Source organism: Candidatus Berkiella cookevillensis, from assembly GCF_001431315.2.
Lineage (GTDB): Bacteria > Pseudomonadota > Gammaproteobacteria > Berkiellales > Berkiellaceae > Berkiella_A > Berkiella_A cookevillensis.
Map to the genome: position 1 here is coordinate 1,136,123 of NZ_LKHV02000001.1, position 18,189 is coordinate 1,154,311.

The following is an 18,189-nucleotide window of genomic DNA, read 5'->3' on the forward strand; positions in this document are numbered from 1 at the left end:
TATGTACACTCCGGTTGCTCGAGGCTCGACGCCTACCCGACATTGTGCCCCTTGCGGGTAAAAGTCATGTGTTGTGACTATATGATCTTCGTAGTTGAGCTTTATGCTTTGTTGGTATGTTTGTGCCTCACAATCGGGCGGGCACAGAGACCCGCCCCTACACACGGATGATATATTTACAGCTCTGTGTAGGGGCGGACCGTTGTGTCGGCCCGATAAAGAGTATAATGCAAAGAAGAACTAAATATTATTTTGGAAAAAAATATGTCAAAAAATAAATCTAAAAAACTAGTCGTCGCTATTTCATCGCGTGCACTCTTTAATTTAGATCAATGTCACCAGATATATAAAACAGAAGGAGTCGAGTCCTATAAAAAATATCAGCTAAGCGCTGAGCATGAAATTTTAGAGCCAGGCCCAGCTTTTCATTTGGTAGAAAAGTTTTTAAAATTGAATCAAGGAAAAAAAGAATCAGAGCATTTGGTTGAGGTAATCTTATTATCTAGAAACTCTGCCGATACAGGTTTAAGAGTTTTTCATTCTATAGAGCATTATGGACTGGATATTACGCGCGCTGCTTTCTCTGGTGGAGAAAGCCCTTATGTTTATGCACAAGCTTTTGAAGCAGCTCTCTTTTTATCTTTGCATGCAGAAGATGTTAAAAAAGCGATTCAATCTGGTTGTGCCGCAGCTCATATACATCATGCACCCAATCAAAAGAAAGATCTCTCTTGCTTGAAAATTGCATTTGATGGGGATGCTGTTTTATTCTCTGATGAATCAGAACAATATTTTCAATCAGAAGGCTTGAATGCATTTAATGAAAATGAAAAAAATAAAGCACATCAACCCTTAAATTCAGGGCCATTTAGAGCTTTTTTATCAGCATTGCATCAACTACAGCAAATACCAGAATTACCTATACCCATCCGTACCGCTTTAGTGACAGCAAGGCAAGCGCCAGCGCATGAGCGAGTGATCAATACACTACGAAGTTGGAATATCCGTATTGATGAATCTTTGTTTTTAGGTGGATTGGATAAAGCTTCGTTTTTAAATGCATTTAATGCAGACATCTTTTTTGATGATCAATTTTCAAATTGCCAAAGCGTGAGTCAAACTGTGGTGTCTGGTCATGTGTTGTATGGTATAAAAAATAATGATTGAACACAAAATTACTATTTTTGAAGCTAAGAATTTAGCCTTATACTTGCTTATTGTTAGCTAACAAAAACGATTTTTATACTGAAGAGTATATTTGGTTGACAATATCAAAATGATTTGTGAACATTCACGCATCTGGTTATTTTCAACCAGCGATAATAAAAATTATTCTAAAAAGGAAGATGGCAAATGAGAGATCTAATCAATAATGAGGTAGTGTTTGTTTCTGGTGGCAATGGAGAAGAATTAAGAGTGTCAACAACGGATACGATTAGCCACAAACTTGTATACAATGAAATTGATCCTGTTATGCCTTCTCGTGTAGTGCGTTTTAACAATTCTATTGTTGAGCCTGCTAGTGCATTTTACAATGAAGAAGATGTTGCTTAATCTCTGGTATCAGTTTCTCTTGCGCACTGATCAGTGCGCGTCCCCACTCTCTATAAATGAGTAGCGCACAAGGATTTGCAATGAAGGCTCAAAGAAAAATGGCATTTTTGGGATAGTTTCTATAATTGTAATGCAAAACTATCAAATACATATTAAAATCTTTTGATAAATATTTTATATCTTGAAGAACATTTACTAGTAGGATTGTAAAATAATGAAGAAAAATTTTATATGGATATGTGGATTGTCATTTCTCATTGGAGCAACGACAGCATACGCTAAGGCATCAGAAAAGCCTATTCATAAAACAATGTCTGAATTGGGGCAAACAATTGCATTACTGAATGTAGAGGTATTTGATGAATCTTTGAGGGCTGGCACTTCCAAAACAGATCTTAAAAAATCAGTTGGAAAAATGGTTCAGCTATTTAACGAAGCTAAACCACATATGCAGCAACATTCTGTCGCCTATCAAATTTCTTATGAGGTAATGGCTCAGTATTTAGATGATATTCAGGCTGTTGTAAATCATGGGGATATAGATCTTGCGCGTGGGATGTTAAAGACAGTTCCTCAGCTTTGTGCGGGATGCCACACTCAAGATAATCAACAAAAGAAATTATTTCCATCTGTCGATCCTAAAAAATTTAAAACAGATCTTCAGTATGCTGATTTTAGTTTTGTTACCAGAGATTATGATAATGCAGTAAAATATTATGAAAAATACTTAATTTCGTTGGAAAATGCTAAAGATGAAGATATTGAAAGGGCGCTGAAAAAAATTCTTGTTATTTATGCTCAAGTTAAAAAAGAGCCTCAAAAAGGTGCTGAAATTTTAACTAAATATTTAAGTAATAATACTATTAATAAATCTATTCGTGAAAAAGTAAATGAGTGGATTAAAGGTTTGAATGAGTTGGAGTCTAGCTCAATTGTGGATGAAAAAAGTTTAGAAAAAAGGCAAGCCTATATTGATTATTACTTAAACCAATTAAAATCACATAATGTAAGCTATTTTGCCTCTGAAAAGGATAAAGTATTTTATATGACTTTGCGTGGTTTATTATATGAATATCTTAATAACAATCCCGTGCAAAATGATATTCCTGTGGTACTGTATTGGTTGGCGGTTTGTGACAGAACTTTAGAATATAGTTTTTTTGATAATTTAGCAGATTTATATTTAAAAGAATGTATCTTATCCTATTCAAGTCACTCATATGCTAGAAAATGCTTGAATGAATATGAAAGCTATATGAAATTTGCCTTTACAGGCTCAAGTGGCACATATTTGCCTGCTGATATTAGTGATGAAATTGAATTTTTAAAGGGGATTGTGAATCGTTCGCTTTCGGATGATAAGAACTAAGTAAAAAGATATCTCTAAAAAACTATTACTCATTAAGTTTTATCAATAAGCGTATTTGCGAGCAGATGCGCTTATTATGATAAACTGTTATTTTAAATCAGCAGTGGATGAATTATGCAAAAGAAGCAAAATGAAATGGCCGCCTTGAAATTGGTTGGCTTAACAGTGCGTACTAATAATGAAAATGAAATGAACCCTAAATACGCTAAAATAGGTGAACTTGCAGAGCGATATTGGGGTGAAGGATTGCCTAATCAACTACAAAATCGTGTTAATCCAGGCAAGACATTTGCCGTCTATACAGAATATGACAGTGATGAAAGAGGAGATTACACCTATTTTATTGGGGAAGAAGTGAGCAGCTTTGATGGAGCTCCATCAGGTTTCATACAATTAAATGTTCCTGCACAAAAATATCAGCAATTTACGACTGAGCCAGGGGCTATCCCAGAGGTTATTATCAATGCTTGGCGCCAAATTTGGATGATGGGTGAAAAAGAATTGGGGGGTAAACGCGCCTATCAAGCAGATTTAGAAGTGATTGATGTTAAGGATTTACACCCTGAAAAAGCCGTGTTTGATATTTATATTGGTATTAAATAGTCAGCGATTTTAGCATCTTCGTTATTGTGATCTGAGTGATCTCAACAAAATCTTTATCCTGAAAATATCAGATAATGTGTCATGCCAGCGAAGGCTCATATGCGTCAACTTAAGAAAAAAAGCAGAATAATTAGGGACTGTTGACATTTTGCTGACCTACTTACCGCTACGTCCCGCGGCTTGTCCGCGGGATCTAGGCGTTATGAGTAGATTTCTTCGCAGAGATCTCGCCACGCCAGATTGAATGCTTCAATTAAATTCAATTTTCACTGCCTGCACCAGTTTTTAAAACGCTTTTCACGTCTGGCTGCCTCAACGTACAGCTCATGCATTTCATAATAAACAAGCTGATTCACACATTCAGAGGCTCAAAACTCTGGATCCCGCGGACAAGCCGCGGGACGTAGCTGGTAAGGAAGAATAGGTACTAATATTCTATATCAATCCTCAGAAATTCCTTAAGTTGACGCATATGAGCGAAGGCTGGCAATCCAGTAGCGCAAAGAGCTACCAGGCGTAAAACGCCTGTGGACCCCAGATATTTTGCTTTGCAGAATTCTGGAATGACAGTCTAGTAGAAATTTGTGAGGATTGCTTATATTGAGAAGCATAGTGACAAAGTAGTTCGGAGATAATACTGATGGACTGGTATATATGAAAAATGAGCGAAGTGAATGATTTTCTTCCCTTGAAGTCAAGGGAAGAGGTTCACTTTAGTGAGCAGATGGATTTTTTAGAATTTATTCCACAACATCCAATTCTGGCATGGCAACTGTATTAAAGCCGGCATCGACATTCATAATTTCACCTGTAATCGCAGAGGCTAAATCAGAACATAAGAATGCAGCGGCATTACCTACTTCAATGGCTTCAATATTACGACGTAAAGGCGCTGTGTTTTCATTATAAGAAAGCATCTTTTTAAAGCTCTTAATGCCAGAAGCTGCCAATGTTTTAATAGGGCCTGCAGAAATACCATTTACACGGATACCCAAAGGTCCCAAACTTGCAGCCAGGTAACGAATATTGGCTTCTAAACTTGCTTTAGCCAGACCCATTACATTGTAATTAGGAACTGTTTTATTTGCGCCTAGATAACTTAAAGAAAGCAGTGCTCCCTTTCTTCCTTGCATCATTGGTAAAGCAGCTTTTGCAAGTGCAGCAAAACTATAAGAGCTGACGTCATGCGCTATTTGGAAACCATGTCGGTTAACCGCTTCATGATAAGGGCCTGTCAGTTGATCGGCTGGCGCAAAGGCTACTGAATGCACAACAACATCAATATGATCCCATTTAGATTTTAGGGTTTCAAAAGCGTGGGCAATTTGTTCATCATTTGAAAGATCGCAGGCGATAGTGATCTTTGAATCCCATTGAGCTGCTAAGTCTTTTACTCGCTCTTCAAATTTATCAGATTGGTAAGTAAACGCTAATTCAGCGCCTTCTCGATGCATTGCTTCTGCAATGCCGGCAGCAATAGACTTATTACTAATAAGTCCTGCGATTAAAATTTTCTTTCCCGCTAAAAATCCCATGGTCATGCCTCGATAAGTACTATAAACTAAAAAACTAAGATAACTACTGGCTTCCTTAAACCGCATAGATGAAGGGGCTCAGAGCGCGTAGTTGCAAACTAAGTTCCCTATTATAAGTGATGGTAGGGTGATAATCTATTCATGGAAGAGTGCTTGTGTTAGCTAAATATCTTAAATGTTGTGTTTATATCTTCATATTAACGACAAGTTTGGGGTGTGGAGAGGGATCACTGAATAGTCCCTATCCCAATGCAGAAAGAGAGGACAACACACTCTATACTTCTTTTAGTGAGCGTCCTAAGCACCTTGATCCCGCTCGTTCATATTCTTCTGATGAATGGATCATTACCAATCAAATTTATGAACCGCCACTTCAATATCATTATTTAAAACGCCCATATGAATTGATGCCTTTGGTAGCTTCTGCAATGCCAGAAATAAGTTTTTATGATAAGAACGATCAACCTGTGAGTGAAGATGATTTAAGTAAAATCGCTTATAGTAAATATCGGATTAGTATTTTACCCAATGTTCTATATCAGCCACACCCTGCCTTTGCAAAAGATAATAAAAATCAAAATTATCTTTATCACGCGCTAACAGAAGATGAAGCAGAAGAATATGATACGATTCAAGATTTTGAAGTTCAAAGTACACGTGAATTAAAAGCGGAAGATTTTGTCTACCAAATTAAACGTCTTGCAGATCCTACTTTAAATTCACCCATTTTTGGCTTGATGAGTGAATATATCGTAGGTATGAATACATTTAGAGATGTTGTTGATCAAAAATATAAAGCACTCGGCGCAAGTAAAAATAATGAAGAATTTGTAGACTTTAGAGATATTGAGCTGGACGGTGCAAAGGTTCTCAATGACTATCAATATGAAATCACAGTAAAGGGACATTATCCCCAGTTGCTTTATTGGTTGGCAATGCCTTTTTTTGCGCCTATGCCTTGGGAAGCGGTGAAGTTTTATTCCCAGGATTACCTAGCGGAGCATAATATTTCATTGGATTGGTATCCAATCGGCACAGGCCCTTATCTATTAGCTGAAAATAATCCAAACTTGCAAATATCGCTTGTACAGAATCCAAATTTTCATGGTGAAAAGTATCCTGCAGAAGGAAGTGAAGAAGATAAAGCGCAAGGTTTACTCGCACGGCAGGGCAAGCCCTTACCTTTTATCAGGAAAGTGAATTTTGTTTTAGAAAAAGAAAGTATTCCCTATTGGAACAAATTTTTACAAGGTTATTATGATCAATCAGGTATTTCATCAGATAGCTTTGATCAAGCCGTTCAGCTCAATCCCGTGGGTAATTTCTCTTTAACTGATGAGTTAGCAGTGAAAGGCGTAAAGCTTCAAACTTCTGTTTTACCGACCACCTTCTATTGGGGCTTCAACATGTTGGATGATGTTGTGGGTGGTTTGGGTGAGAAGCAAAAGAAGTTACGTCAAGCTATCTCCATTGCTTTTGATATGGAAGAGTTTATTAATATTTTTCAAAATGGTCGAGGTCAGGTTGCGCATGGAATGTTGCCTCCAGGCATATTTGGCTTTGTAGAGGATTCTTTTAATAAGGTTGTTTTTGAAGATTCGCCGACAGGTTATCAAAGAAAATCCATTGAACAAGCAAAAAAATTATTGGCAGAAGCAGGATACCCTGATGGTATTGATCCTAAAACCAAAAAAACCTTGGTACTTTATTTGGATGCTGTGGTAGGTGGGGGGCCTGATACCAATGCACTCTATGCTTGGATTCGTAAACAATTTAAGAAAATCAATATTGATCTTGTAGTGCGTGACACCCAATACAACCGTTTCCAAGACAAAATGCGTAATGGCAGTGCTCAAATATTTTCTTGGGGGTGGAATGCAGATTATCCAGATCCAGAGAATTTTTTATTCCTCTTGTATGGACCTAATGGCAAAGTGAAGTTTGATGGTGAAAATGCATCAAATTATGATAATCCTAAATTTAATATATTGTTTGAAAAAATAAAGAGCATGCGAAATTCCCCGGAACGTTTAGCGCTCATCGAAGAGATGCTGGCAATTGCACAGGAAGATGCGCCGTGGATATGGGGTTATCATCCTAAATTATATACGCTCAGCCACCAATGGATGGCACCGTTTAAATCAAATGCCATGTCTCGCAATACACTGAAATATGCTGCAATTGATGTCAAAACCAGAAGTATGTTACGCGAAGCGTGGAACCATCCTATTTTATGGCCGATCTCTATTATTCTTGCGGTGTTACTGCTTCTCATTATTCCAGCAATGCTACAGTATTGGAGAAAAACACATCAGAAAATGCGCTTAGATAATGGACTTAAAAAATGATTAGAAAGGATATGATCACACAATGATTAGTTATATTCTAAGACGATTGATGTACATGGTACCCATTTTAATAGGCATTAATATTATTATTTTTGCACTCTTTTTTATTGTGAATACACCAGATGATATTGCGCGTATGCATCTTGGGCATAAACATGTCTCTCAAGCGGATGTGGAAAATTGGAAGCGACACCATGGTTATGATAAGCCGTTGTTTTATGATGCAGAGTCTTCTGGTGTACAACAGTTTACAGAAACAATTTTTTTTCAGAAATCACTAAAGCTTTTTGTATTTGATTTTGGTCGCTCTGATTCAGGTCGTGACATAAGTACTGACATTATGCAACGTATGTGGCCTAGCCTTGCAATTGCCATACCGTCATTAATATTAGGTTTATTGATTAATATTAGCTTTGCCTTGTTAATCGTCTTTTTTAGAGGTAGCTATCTGGATACTTTGGGCATTATTATATGCGTTATGATGATGTCTGTATCTTTGTTATTTTACATTGTGGGTGGCCAATATTTTTTATCAAAAGTACTAAAATGGGTGCCTATTTCTGGATATTTACCTGATTGGAATTTAGCAAAATTCTTATTCTTGCCTGTTATGATTGGAGTGATTGGTGGTATTGGCTCAGGCACGCGCTGGTATAGAACATTATTTATTGAGGAGGTAAATAAAGAATATGTAAAAATGGCGCGCAGCAAAGGCTTATCAGAATTGAGCGTTTTATTTAAGCATGTTTTACCCAATGCATTGATTCCTATTTTGACAGGTGTGGTTGTGTTACTGCCTTTACTCTTTATGGGTAGTTTATTAACCGAATCATTTTTTGGTATCCCTGGTTTAGGAAGCTATACTATTGATGCTATTCAGCAGCAAGATTTTGCAATTGTTCGTTCTATGGTCTTTTTAGGCGCATTTCTTTATGTCATTGGACTTATATTGACAGATATCTCGTACACACTGGTGGATCCAAGAGTACGTTTTAATTAACGACTTTATCCTGAAAGGACGATAACAGGAAAATATATGAAATGGTTTAGCTTATGGACAGATATTTTGCTTTATGTACTGATATTCATGCTTTTTGCATTTGTTTATAAAGTATTGAAAAGCCCTGTACTACGTCAGCAAATGAGAAATGTCGTCATGAAACCACTCAATTGCATGGCTATTTTTATATTATGTATCTATGTTGCGATTGGTACTTTGGATTCTGTGCATTTTGAGATAACAGATAGCGCAACACAAAAAGAATATCCCAATAATATTATTAGCCTCTTAGATATTATTTTAAAGCCAGCACTGACGCATTCTGAAAAAACCTATTCTGCTCCTTTTGCAACACATGCCTATACCAAAGAAAGTGCTATAGATGAGCAGGGTGATATTGTGAGAGAATTTCCACGCTTGCGGTATGGTGGGATTCATTTAGAAAATCCTGATTTAAAAATGCAAGATATTAAAAATAGAGTGCAAATTGTTTTTCTGCAATCTTTGATATTAAGCCTTGCATTTTTTGTTGTCTTGTCTGCTTATTTTGCACGAAGACAGAAGTGTAGTTTTGAAGTTTTTGTGATATCTCTTGGCAGAGGTACACAAGAATTTCCCTTTAAAACTTTTTATTTTTTGTTATTTTTAACACTATTTATCATATTACTTATACAAGAGCTTATGCCGTTGTATCACATTTTGGGCACGAGCAAAGTAGGGGAAGATGTTTTTTATCAAAGCATGAAAAGCATTCGCACAGGTCTTATTATTGGTACTTTAACTACTTTGATTATGCTGCCATTTGCGACATTACTGGGGGTAATGGCAGGATATTTTCTTGGCTGGATAGATGATGTGATTCAATACAGCTATACCACCTTAAGTTCAATCCCCGGAGTCTTATTAATTGCAGCCGCTGTTTTAACGCTTCAAGTTGCAATGACAAGAAATGAAGCATGGTTTCAAACCATGAGTGAGCGTTCTGATGCTCGTTTATTGGCTCTATGCGTTATTCTTGGCATTACAAGTTGGACAGGGCTTTGTCGGTTGTTGCGTGGTGAGGCTTTAAAGTTAAGGGAAATTGAGTATGTACAGGCAGCAAGATCGCTTGGTTTAAAGCATTTTTCTATTATCTCCAAACATATTATTCCCAATGTGATGCATATTATTCTCATTGCTGTTGCATTGGATTTCAGTGGTCTGGTGCTTGCTGAAGCAGTTTTGTCTTATGTGGGGGTTGGAGTTGATCCGAGCACATACAGTTGGGGCACTATGATCAATGGCGCACGATTAGAAATGGCACGTATGCCTATGGTCTGGTGGAGTTTGTGTTCTGCTTTTATCTTTATGTTCATTTTAGTTTTATCTGCCAATATCTTTTCAGATGCATTAAGAGATGCTTTTGATCCACGTACACAGTTCACGGGGGGCAAATGAAAGCAGAATCTATTTTAAGGCTTAAAAATTTACAGGTAAGACTGCGCGTTAAAAATGGTTGGGTTTACGCAGTAGATGGCGTCAATCTTAGCATTAATGCGGGAGAAATATTTGCACTTGTTGGTGAGTCCGGTTGTGGTAAATCAATGACGGCAATGGCCATTACGCGTTTGTTACCCACTAATGCAAGTATGATGGAAGGTAGTGAGTTATGGTTAGATGACATTCCTTTGCATCAGCTGTCAGAATATGAGATGAAAAAAATACGCAGCAAAAAAATTGGTTTTATTTTTCAAGATCCAATGGCTTCACTTAATCCTGTTCTGACAATTGGTGAACAAATCATTGAGGCTATTGCCTATGAATCTAATCATAAACTGAAATACACAGAAATGCGTGAGCAAGCTTACACCTTGCTTTCCCAAGTTCGTATTCCTGATCCTAAAAGAATTTTTAAAGAATATCCTCATCAACTCTCAGGAGGCATGAAGCAAAGAGTGGTTATTGCCATGGCATTGGCTAAAAAGCCTGACTTGTTAATTGCAGATGAGCCGACCACCGCATTAGATGTGACGACTCAGGCACAAGTACTCCATTTGATTCAATCATTAAATCAAATGCATCATATGGCAATACTTTTGATTACCCATGATTTGGGGGTTGTGTCGCAGATGGCTGATAAAGTTGCCGTGATGTATGCGGGTCATATCATTGAGCAATCTTCAGCAGAAACCTTTTTTGTGCAAACATTGCATCCTTATAGTCAAAAATTATTAAAAGCGTTACCTGAAAAAACAAATAAAAATGAATCTTTAGCGGTTATTCCTGGACAAGTTCCTAGTTTAAATAAACCATTTTCCTTATGTAGATTTAAATCTAGATGTTCTGTGCAATTTAAAGCATGTGAAGAATCAATGCCGAACTGGCTCATGCTGGATAACAAACAGCAAGTGCGTTGTCATTGGTATGATACTGAGCTTCTTAAAAAATATCCTAAAAATTTTAGAATTGATCAATTTAAAAAAGAAGAAATGACTGTCAGTATAGATGAGAATTTGTATGAACCTGCAATGGATGAAAAGCCATTTATTGAATTAAGTGGTTTTAAGGTATATTACCCAATTCGAAAAGGTATTTTTAAAAGAACGGTTGGGCATGTACGTGCAGTAGATGGCATTGCGTTGTCGCTTCATGAAGGACAAACATTAGCGCTAGTTGGTGAGTCCGGTTGTGGTAAAACTTCGGTGGGTAAAGCAATTATAAGACTGACAGAACCGGAGGGTAAGTTTATTTTTGATGGTATTGATTTCTTAAGGTTGAGTGGCAGTCGATTAAGAAAAAAGCGCGCTGATATGCAGATGATTTTTCAAGATCCCTTTTCCTCTATGAATCCAAAAATGCGAGTACATGATATTTTAGAAGAGGGAATGCTCTCTTTAAAAGTAGGGAGTAATAAACAAGAACGGGAAGATAGAATCAACGTGTTGCTTGAGCAGGTTGGTCTAATGCCCGAGATGAAATGGCGCTATCCTTTTGAGTTTTCAGGAGGACAAAGACAACGTATTGCCATTGCACGGGCATTAAGTGTAGGGCCAAAATTGATTGTGTGTGATGAGCCAACCAGCGCCTTAGATGTTTCTGTGCAAGCACAAATTTTAAATTTACTCAAAAATCTGCAGTATGAACTGGGCATGAGTTATCTTTTTATTACGCATAATTTAAATGTCGTACGTTATATTGCGCATCATGTTGCTGTTATGTATTTAGGAAAAATTGTTGAATATGGCACTGTCGATAAGGTTCTAAATCAGCCAAAGCATCCGTATACACAAGCCTTAATAGATGCTATTCCTTCTATTTCTCACGCTCAAAAAGGTTTTCAACCACCTAAAGGCGAGATTCCTTCTGCCCTCAATCCTCCCCAAGGCTGCCATTTTGCTCCGCGTTGTCCTCATAAAATGAGTATTTGTGAAAGCGCATATCCAGGCGAATATAATCCAGATCATAAACAGATGGTTAGGTGTTATTTGTATGAAAATGAGGCTATAGCAGAGAAAACAAATGGTCAGTCAGTCTAGATATATTCTTAAAAAAATATTAGCAGCTGGCTAAGGTGTCAGGAAGTATAATTAAGTAGATATATTCGCATAAAAATCAGGACAGCCACATTAAGTTGCTTTACCCAAAATTTTTGAGCTAGAATTCCTTTCAGTAATAGGGATATTTTATTAAGTTATGACTTTAGCTCGCTCAGAACAAATAGATTTGAATGCAACGCCGTATTATCACGTCATGAATCGCTGTGTGCGTCGCAGCTTTTTGTGCGGTTTTGATGAGCTAACACAGAAAGATTATTCTCACCGTAAAGCGTGGATTGTCAATCGATTAAAATATCTAACAGATATCTTTGCCATCAAAATCTGTGCCTATGCCATCATGAGCAATCATTATCATGTTGTTTTGTATGTAGAAGATAAAGTGGCTGAGAATTGGTCAGAAGCAGAAATCATCCGTCGTTGGGCTTCTATTTTCCCCAAAGACGCTCAAGAAAATAAGCACTTAAAACAGAAGATTCAGCTTTGGAAAGAGCGTTTGACAAGCATCAGCTGGTTTATGCGTTGTTTAAATGAACGAATCGCACGCGATGTAAATGAAGAGGATGATACTGCTGGACGATTCTGGGAAGGGCGTTTTAAGTCCCAAGCTTTATTAGATGAAGGCGCATTGTTGAGTGCAATGGTTTATGTTGATTTAAATCCAGTGAGAGCTGTGATTACAGAAACGCCTGAAGAATCAGAATTTACTTCCATTTATGAGCGCATTCAGCATATTTCTAAGCAATTAAAAATCAATCAGCCAAAATCAATTAAACAGCTTAAGCGCGAAAAAGTAGATATATATAATAGCCTCGCCCAACCCAAGTTCTTAGTGCCTTTTACAAACATCGCAACGAATCATTCACATGCCATTGATTTTAAACTTATTGATTATCTAGAGCTTGTGGATTATACAGGCAGAGTGATTCGGGATGATAAAAAAGCGGGTTCTATTCCAGAACATCTAGCGCCCATTTTAAGCAGATTGCAATTCGAACCCATGAATTGGATATCTTTAGTTAAAAATTTAGCTAAAAGTTTTTCTCATGCAGTGGGGAGTGAAATCTTACTGCTTAATTTTGCTAAAGGGAGAAAGAAAGCTTTAAAAGGTATTACTCAAGCAAAGAAAATATACAATAATCCTCAAGCGATAGCTTAACTCCTCACTTTATACAATCACTCAATTTCTAATAGAAAAAACAGCCTATTTTACCTTTTCTGAAACTTAATTAATTTGTATATCAGAATTGTATGATTGTTTTGATAAATAATTTTATTGTAATTAATATTTATGGCTGTCCTATTATATATGGATGTCCTGAATATACTGAATATAGTTCCTCCGCTCGTTGCGGAAAGTGTTATTCGTAGAATGAATGAAAATAATCATTATCGTCCAGAAGCAATCATAAAACTGAGTGAATTTCGTGTTTTGGAAGAAAACAATGCAATTGAACATTATTCTAATCCGCACGTGATGCAATTTGGGATTCATTACAGCAACCTACAAATAAAATGGCTAAAGTACTGCGCTTTAGTAAGTCTCAGTCCTCTTCAAGTACAGAGCCTCGTCCTGAACAGCCCCTACAGTCACAGTCAGAAGTGTATCGACAAAAATTAAGGAGAGCTAAAATCAATCATTCATCAGCTTTATAATTTTACTTTTGATTTTTCCGTCATTCACTTTTGTGATGATGATTTGGTCAGTGTGTAAATTCTTAATAGAATGAATATTTTTATTGTTCTCGTCAGCTGTAATTGAAAAACCTCTTTTCATGGTGGTCAATGGGCTTAATGAATTTAAGAGTTCGCAGTATTGAAGCATTTGTTTTTCTTTTTGGCTAATCTGATGTTGGATGAGATAGCGCATTGATTTTTCTTGATTCGCTATCTTTTCCAATAAGGTCTGAATGAGCCGAATGGGAGCATGATGAAGTAATGCGCGATCTAATGTATTCATTTTGTTTTGCGCTTGTTGTAGACATGTTTGCAATGCGTTTTGCAAATGTCTTGTATAATGTTTTAATTTTTCAATATTATTTTCAATTTTGTTTTTAGGATGAACCAGTCTTTTTTCCATCCCATCTAGTTTCATATAGGAAAAATCGATCATGCGTTGCATTGCGCGTACCAAGCTTCTCTCTTTTTCTTCTAAAGAGGCGATGAGTTCTTGTTGATCGGGTGTGATAAATTGAGCCGCAGCCGTAGGGGTAGGTGCTCGTAAATCTGCAACAAAGTCTGCAATGCTGAAATCCATTTCATGACCGATGCCGGTGACGAGTGGTATTGTGCTTTCAAATATTGCTTTTGCAACAATTTCCTCATTAAAGCCCCAGAGATCTTCTAGGCTGCCACCACCTCTTGCAAGAATCAATACATCTGCTTGTTGATGGCTATTGGCTAAACGAATGGCGTGCGCAATTTCAGTAGCACATGTCTTTCCTTGTACTTGAGTGGGGTAAAGAGTAATCGGGGCAATAGGATAGCGCTGTTTGAGTATTCTTAAAATATCTTGTAAGGCATCTCCTGTTGGAGAGCTGATAATACCAATATGTTTAGGGAAACGAGGGATGGGTTTTTTATGGCTTTGATCAAACCAGCCCAGTGTTTGTAACTTTAGCTTTAGGGCTTCATAGGCTTGTTGGAGTTGACCTTCGCCCCATAGGGTCATTTTGCTAGCAATGAGTTGGTAATCGCCTCTATCCGTATACAGACTCAGTGTACCTTCAACTAAAACTTCAATACCATCTTTTATGTTAAAGTTGATGCCTCTTTGTTGGCCTTTAAACATGGCACATCGGATCTGTGCAGATTCATCCTTTAGCGTAAAATAGAGATGTCCAGAACGTGGTTGTACTAGGTTTGAAATTTCCCCTTTAACCCAAATTTTTGAAAAATTTGCTTCAAGCATGGACTTAACTAAATTATTTAAGTCTTTTACAGCAAATATTTCTTCAATAAGGGGAGAATCTGTTTCCGTGTAATGCTGCATATCTTTAATTCTTCATAATTTTCTATTATAATGCTTGGTTAATTTTTTGAAGTGAACCCATCATTTTTGAGGACTTGAATATATGCGAATGATTGAAGAAGCACTAACCTTTGATGATGTTTTACTCATACCTGCTTATTCAGCTGTTTTACCAAAAGATGTAAAACTGAATACACGACTCACTCGCACTATCAACCTTAACATTCCATTAGTTTCTTCTGCAATGGATACAGTGACCGAGAGCAAGTTAGCTATTCATATGGCTCAAGAAGGTGGTATTGGTATCATCCATAAAAATATGTCTGTAGAGCTACAAGCAGAAGAAGTTAAAAAAGTAAAGAAGTATGAAAGTGGTATTGTCAGCCAGCCCATCACGGTTAAGCCTTCTACGCGCATTGGCGAATTACTCAAGATTGTAGAAAATTACGGCATCTCTGGTGTGCCTGTTGTCGAAGATGAAGATGTATTGGTAGGTATTGTCACACATCGTGATTATTGTTTTGAGACAGATCTTAATTTGCCCGTTTCACGCATTATGACGCCTAAAGAAAGGTTAGTGACCGTTCTAGAAGGCACAGACATGAACATTGTTGTTGATTTATTTCGAACGCACCGCCTAGAAAAAATACTCGTGGTGAATCAAAAATTCAAATTGCGTGGTCTTATTACCGTAAAAGATTTAGAAAAAGCCAAAGATAAACCGCTTTCCAGCAAAGATGAATCAGGTAGATTGTGTGTGGGTGCGGCAGTTGGCACAAGTAAAGATACCGATGAAAGAATTCATGCTCTTGTTGAGGCGGGTGTAGATGTGCTTGTTGTTGATACAGCGCACGGACATTCTGAAGGTGTTTTAAATAAAATTAGATGGGTTAAGAAACATTTTCCAGAAGTACAATTGATTGGTGGCAATATTGCAACGGGCGAGGCAGCTATTGCATTGGCAGAAGCAGGTGTAGATGCGGTCAAAGTGGGTATAGGCCCAGGTTCAATTTGTACAACCCGTATTATTTCTGGCGTAGGTGTCCCACAATTAACTGCCATTATGAAAGTAGCAAAAGCTTTGCAAAAATATAATATTCCCTTGATTGCAGATGGTGGTATTCGTTATTCAGGCGATATTTCAAAAGCAATTGCTGCAGGCGCATCTACCGTTATGATAGGCAGTTTATTAGCAGGCACAGATGAAGCGCCAGGCGAAACCATTCTTTATCAAGGCCGTTCGTATAAATCATATCGTGGTATGGGATCTTTGGGGGCGATGGGACAAGTGTCAGGTTCTAGCGATCGTTATTTTCAATCTCATGAACAAGAAGTGGAAAAATTAGTGCCAGAAGGTATTGAAGGTCGAGTTCCTTATAAAGGTAGTATGCGCCAAGTTGTACACCAATTGATGGGCGGATTACGTTCTAGCATGGGTTATACTGGCATGAGCAACATTGAGTCCTTAAGAACAGAAGCACAATTTGTACGCGTGACTTCAGCAGGTATGAGGGAAAGTCATGTGCATGATGTCTCTATTACAAAAGAAGCACCTAATTACAGAACAGATTCTTAACATTAAGCGGTACCATAATGAAAGATTTACGTGAAAACAAAATATTAATTTTAGACTTTGGATCGCAGTATACGCAGTTGATTGCACGAAGAGTGCGGGAGACAGGCGTATATTGTGAGATCAAAGCATATGATTGTGATGACAATGATATTGTTCAATTTAATCCCAAAGGTATCATTTTATCTGGTGGGCCAGATTCTGTATTTGAAGAAAATGCACCTCGCATACCGCAGATCGTTTTTGATTTAAAATGCCCAATTTTAGGTATTTGCTATGGTATGCATGCTTTGACTCTGCAATTAGGGGGTACAGTAGAAGGTGCTTTAAAGCGTGAATTTGGCCGTCAAACCATCACTTTAGAAGGCAGCAGCGATTTACTCAGTGAATTATCTTCTTTAGAAGTATGGATGTCACATGGCGATCACGTGACAGAACTTCCCAAGGGTTTTCATGTGATTGCAAAGACAGATAATGCACCCATTTGTGCAATTGCAGATGAGTCTAGACAATATTACGCTCTTCAATTTCATCCAGAGGTAACGCACACTGTTGTAGGGCATTTAATTTTAGAGCGATTTGTACATCGTATTTGTCAATGTAATGCGGATTGGACACCGCTGAATATCATTGAGTCATTGGTTGATAATCTGCAAAAGCAAGTAGGGAATGATAAAGTCCTATTAGGTCTTTCTGGAGGAGTTGATTCTTCTGTTGTTGCTGCTTTATGTCATAAAGCGATTGGCAAGAAACTCGTTTGTGTGTTTGTTGATCATGGATTATTGCGCCTTAATGAAGCAGATCAAGTGCTAACCACCTTTAAAGAACATTTTGATATCGATATCATTTATGTTAAAGCGAAAGACATATTCTTTGAAGCACTCAAAGGTGTGTCTGATCCTGAAGAGAAGCGTAAAGTCATTGGTGAAACCTTTGTTCGTATTTTTGAAAATGAAGCGAAAAAAATACCAGAGGTGAAATGGTTAGCACAAGGTACGATTTATCCTGATGTAATTGAGTCTAACGGTACTTCTACTAAGAAGGCGCAGGTCATTAAGTCGCATCATAATGTTGGTGGTTTGCCAGAGAGAATGAATTTAAAACTCTGCGAACCTATTCGTATGTTATTTAAAGACGAAGTACGTAAAATTGGCTTAGCATTGGGCTTGCCTAAACCGATGATTCAACGTCATCCTTTCCCGGGGCCTGGATTAGGGGTGCGGATTTTAGGTGAAATTCATGCTGAATATGTTGAAATATTACAACGTGCAGATGCTATCTTCATTGAATGTCTACATGAATTTAATTACTACGATAAAGTTTCACAAGCCTTTGCCGTATTCTTACCTGTAAGAACAGTTGGCGTTATGGGTGATCAGCGTCGTTATGAATATGTGGTAACACTCCGAGCGGTTGAAACCACAGATTTTATGACTGCAAAATGGGCTGAATTGCCATATGCTCTGTTAGAGCAGGCTTCAAGACGTATCATCAATGAAGTGAAAGGTATTGCACGTGTAACCTATGATATTTCAAGTAAGCCACCGGCAACGATTGAATGGGAGTAGTTTGGATTTTCTAGATATTTTTTTACTGTCATCCCAGAATTTTACGAAGCAAAATATCTGGGATCCACAGGGGTAGCCCGAAGGGCTACTGGATGTCAGCCTTCGCCGGCATGACCAGATAACGTTAGCTCATAG

14 protein-coding genes and 1 pseudogene are annotated in these 18,189 nt (G+C 37.5%); 12 read left to right on the plus strand and 3 right to left on the minus strand.

Features of this window, described 5'->3' with window-relative positions:
* Positions 1-264: 264 nt before the first annotated feature.
* The 4 genes from CC99x_RS04890 (at position 265) to CC99x_RS04905 (ending at position 3,526) form a co-directional block, all read left to right on the plus strand.
* Positions 265-1,167, plus strand: coding sequence for a 5'-nucleotidase (locus CC99x_RS04890; RefSeq protein WP_057623106.1), 903 nt, complete (start codon positions 265-267; stop codon positions 1,165-1,167).
* A gap of 186 nt (positions 1,168-1,353) precedes the next feature.
* Positions 1,354-1,554 carry a hypothetical protein gene (locus CC99x_RS04895; RefSeq protein WP_057623104.1) on the plus strand — a complete coding sequence of 67 codons (201 nt, stop codon included), beginning with the start codon at positions 1,354-1,356 and terminating at the stop codon, positions 1,552-1,554.
* A 214-nt stretch (positions 1,555-1,768) separates the two neighbouring features.
* A complete protein-coding gene (locus CC99x_RS04900; RefSeq protein ID WP_057623102.1) occupies positions 1,769-2,923 on the plus strand; it encodes a hypothetical protein in 1,155 nt (384 codons plus the stop codon).
* A 114-nt stretch (positions 2,924-3,037) separates the two neighbouring features.
* Positions 3,038-3,526 (plus strand): GyrI-like domain-containing protein, encoded by a 489-nt coding sequence (locus tag CC99x_RS04905; RefSeq protein ID WP_057623100.1) that lies wholly within the window; start codon positions 3,038-3,040, stop codon positions 3,524-3,526.
* A 200-nt stretch (positions 3,527-3,726) separates the two neighbouring features.
* Here CC99x_RS04905 and CC99x_RS04910 read toward each other — a convergent pair.
* Together CC99x_RS04910 and CC99x_RS04915 are read right to left on the minus strand one after the other, a co-directional pair.
* A pseudogene (locus tag CC99x_RS04910) lies at positions 3,727-3,882 on the minus strand (GIY-YIG nuclease family protein); the annotation flags it as partial.
* 384 nt (positions 3,883-4,266) lie between these two features.
* Positions 4,267-5,061: an enoyl-ACP reductase FabI gene (locus CC99x_RS04915; RefSeq protein ID WP_057623098.1), complete on the minus strand. Its 795-nt coding sequence runs from the start codon at positions 5,059-5,061 to the stop codon at positions 4,267-4,269.
* 155 nt (positions 5,062-5,216) lie between these two features.
* Between CC99x_RS04915 and CC99x_RS04920 the strand changes: the two genes are divergently transcribed.
* The 6 genes from CC99x_RS04920 (at position 5,217) to CC99x_RS04945 (ending at position 13,563) form a co-directional block, all read left to right on the plus strand.
* A complete protein-coding gene (locus CC99x_RS04920; RefSeq protein WP_235528038.1) occupies positions 5,217-7,409 on the plus strand; it encodes an ABC transporter substrate-binding protein in 2,193 nt (730 codons plus the stop codon).
* Between the two features lie 22 nt (positions 7,410-7,431).
* Entirely contained in the window at positions 7,432-8,409 is a 978-nt protein-coding gene (locus CC99x_RS04925; protein WP_057623094.1) for an ABC transporter permease, read from the plus strand.
* A gap of 36 nt (positions 8,410-8,445) precedes the next feature.
* Positions 8,446-9,846 (plus strand): ABC transporter permease, encoded by a 1,401-nt coding sequence (locus tag CC99x_RS04930; protein WP_057623091.1) that lies wholly within the window; start codon positions 8,446-8,448, stop codon positions 9,844-9,846.
* Positions 9,843-11,924 (plus strand): ABC transporter ATP-binding protein, encoded by a 2,082-nt coding sequence (locus CC99x_RS04935; protein ID WP_057623087.1) that lies wholly within the window; start codon positions 9,843-9,845, stop codon positions 11,922-11,924. Before CC99x_RS04930 ends, CC99x_RS04935 begins: the two co-directional genes overlap by 4 nt.
* Positions 11,925-12,081: 157 nt before the next feature.
* On the plus strand, positions 12,082-13,101 hold the full coding sequence (locus CC99x_RS04940) for a hypothetical protein (protein ID WP_057623085.1): 1,020 nt from the start codon (positions 12,082-12,084) through the stop codon (positions 13,099-13,101).
* Positions 13,102-13,251: 150 nt separating this feature from the next.
* A complete protein-coding gene (locus CC99x_RS04945; RefSeq protein WP_057623083.1) occupies positions 13,252-13,563 on the plus strand; it encodes a hypothetical protein in 312 nt (103 codons plus the stop codon).
* Between the two features lie 12 nt (positions 13,564-13,575).
* On the opposite strand, the gene xseA is transcribed toward CC99x_RS04945, so the two are convergent.
* The gene (xseA, locus tag CC99x_RS04950) at positions 13,576-14,934 is read right to left on the minus strand and encodes an exodeoxyribonuclease VII large subunit (protein ID WP_057623081.1); all 1,359 of its coding nucleotides are present in this window, start codon (positions 14,932-14,934) and stop codon (positions 13,576-13,578) included.
* A gap of 82 nt (positions 14,935-15,016) precedes the next feature.
* Between xseA and guaB the strand changes: the two genes are divergently transcribed.
* Positions 15,017-16,489: an IMP dehydrogenase gene (guaB, locus tag CC99x_RS04955; protein WP_057623079.1), complete on the plus strand. Its 1,473-nt coding sequence runs from the start codon at positions 15,017-15,019 to the stop codon at positions 16,487-16,489.
* Positions 16,490-16,506: 17 nt separating this feature from the next.
* A complete protein-coding gene (gene guaA, locus CC99x_RS04960) occupies positions 16,507-18,054 on the plus strand; it encodes a glutamine-hydrolyzing GMP synthase (RefSeq protein ID WP_141651867.1) in 1,548 nt (515 codons plus the stop codon).
* Positions 18,055-18,189 lie beyond the last annotated feature (135 nt).

Coding starts and splice junctions, on each gene's coding strand:
- CC99x_RS04890 (WP_057623106.1), top strand. CDS start 265: ATGTCAAAAAATAAATCTAAAAAACTAGTCGTCGCTATTTCATCGCGT.
- CC99x_RS04945 (WP_057623083.1), top strand. CDS start 13,252: ATGGATGTCCTGAATATACTGAATATAGTTCCTCCGCTCGTTGCGGAA.
- CC99x_RS04940 (WP_057623085.1), top strand. CDS start 12,082: ATGACTTTAGCTCGCTCAGAACAAATAGATTTGAATGCAACGCCGTAT.
- guaB (WP_057623079.1), top strand. CDS start 15,017: ATGCGAATGATTGAAGAAGCACTAACCTTTGATGATGTTTTACTCATA.
- CC99x_RS04905 (WP_057623100.1), top strand. CDS start 3,038: ATGCAAAAGAAGCAAAATGAAATGGCCGCCTTGAAATTGGTTGGCTTA.
- guaA (WP_141651867.1), top strand. CDS start 16,507: ATGAAAGATTTACGTGAAAACAAAATATTAATTTTAGACTTTGGATCG.
- CC99x_RS04895 (WP_057623104.1), top strand. CDS start 1,354: ATGAGAGATCTAATCAATAATGAGGTAGTGTTTGTTTCTGGTGGCAAT.
- CC99x_RS04915 (WP_057623098.1), bottom strand. CDS start 5,061: ATGGGATTTTTAGCGGGAAAGAAAATTTTAATCGCAGGACTTATTAGT.
- CC99x_RS04925 (WP_057623094.1), top strand. CDS start 7,432: ATGATTAGTTATATTCTAAGACGATTGATGTACATGGTACCCATTTTA.
- CC99x_RS04935 (WP_057623087.1), top strand. CDS start 9,843: ATGAAAGCAGAATCTATTTTAAGGCTTAAAAATTTACAGGTAAGACTG.
- CC99x_RS04930 (WP_057623091.1), top strand. CDS start 8,446: ATGAAATGGTTTAGCTTATGGACAGATATTTTGCTTTATGTACTGATA.
- xseA (WP_057623081.1), bottom strand. CDS start 14,934: ATGCAGCATTACACGGAAACAGATTCTCCCCTTATTGAAGAAATATTT.
- CC99x_RS04900 (WP_057623102.1), top strand. CDS start 1,769: ATGAAGAAAAATTTTATATGGATATGTGGATTGTCATTTCTCATTGGA.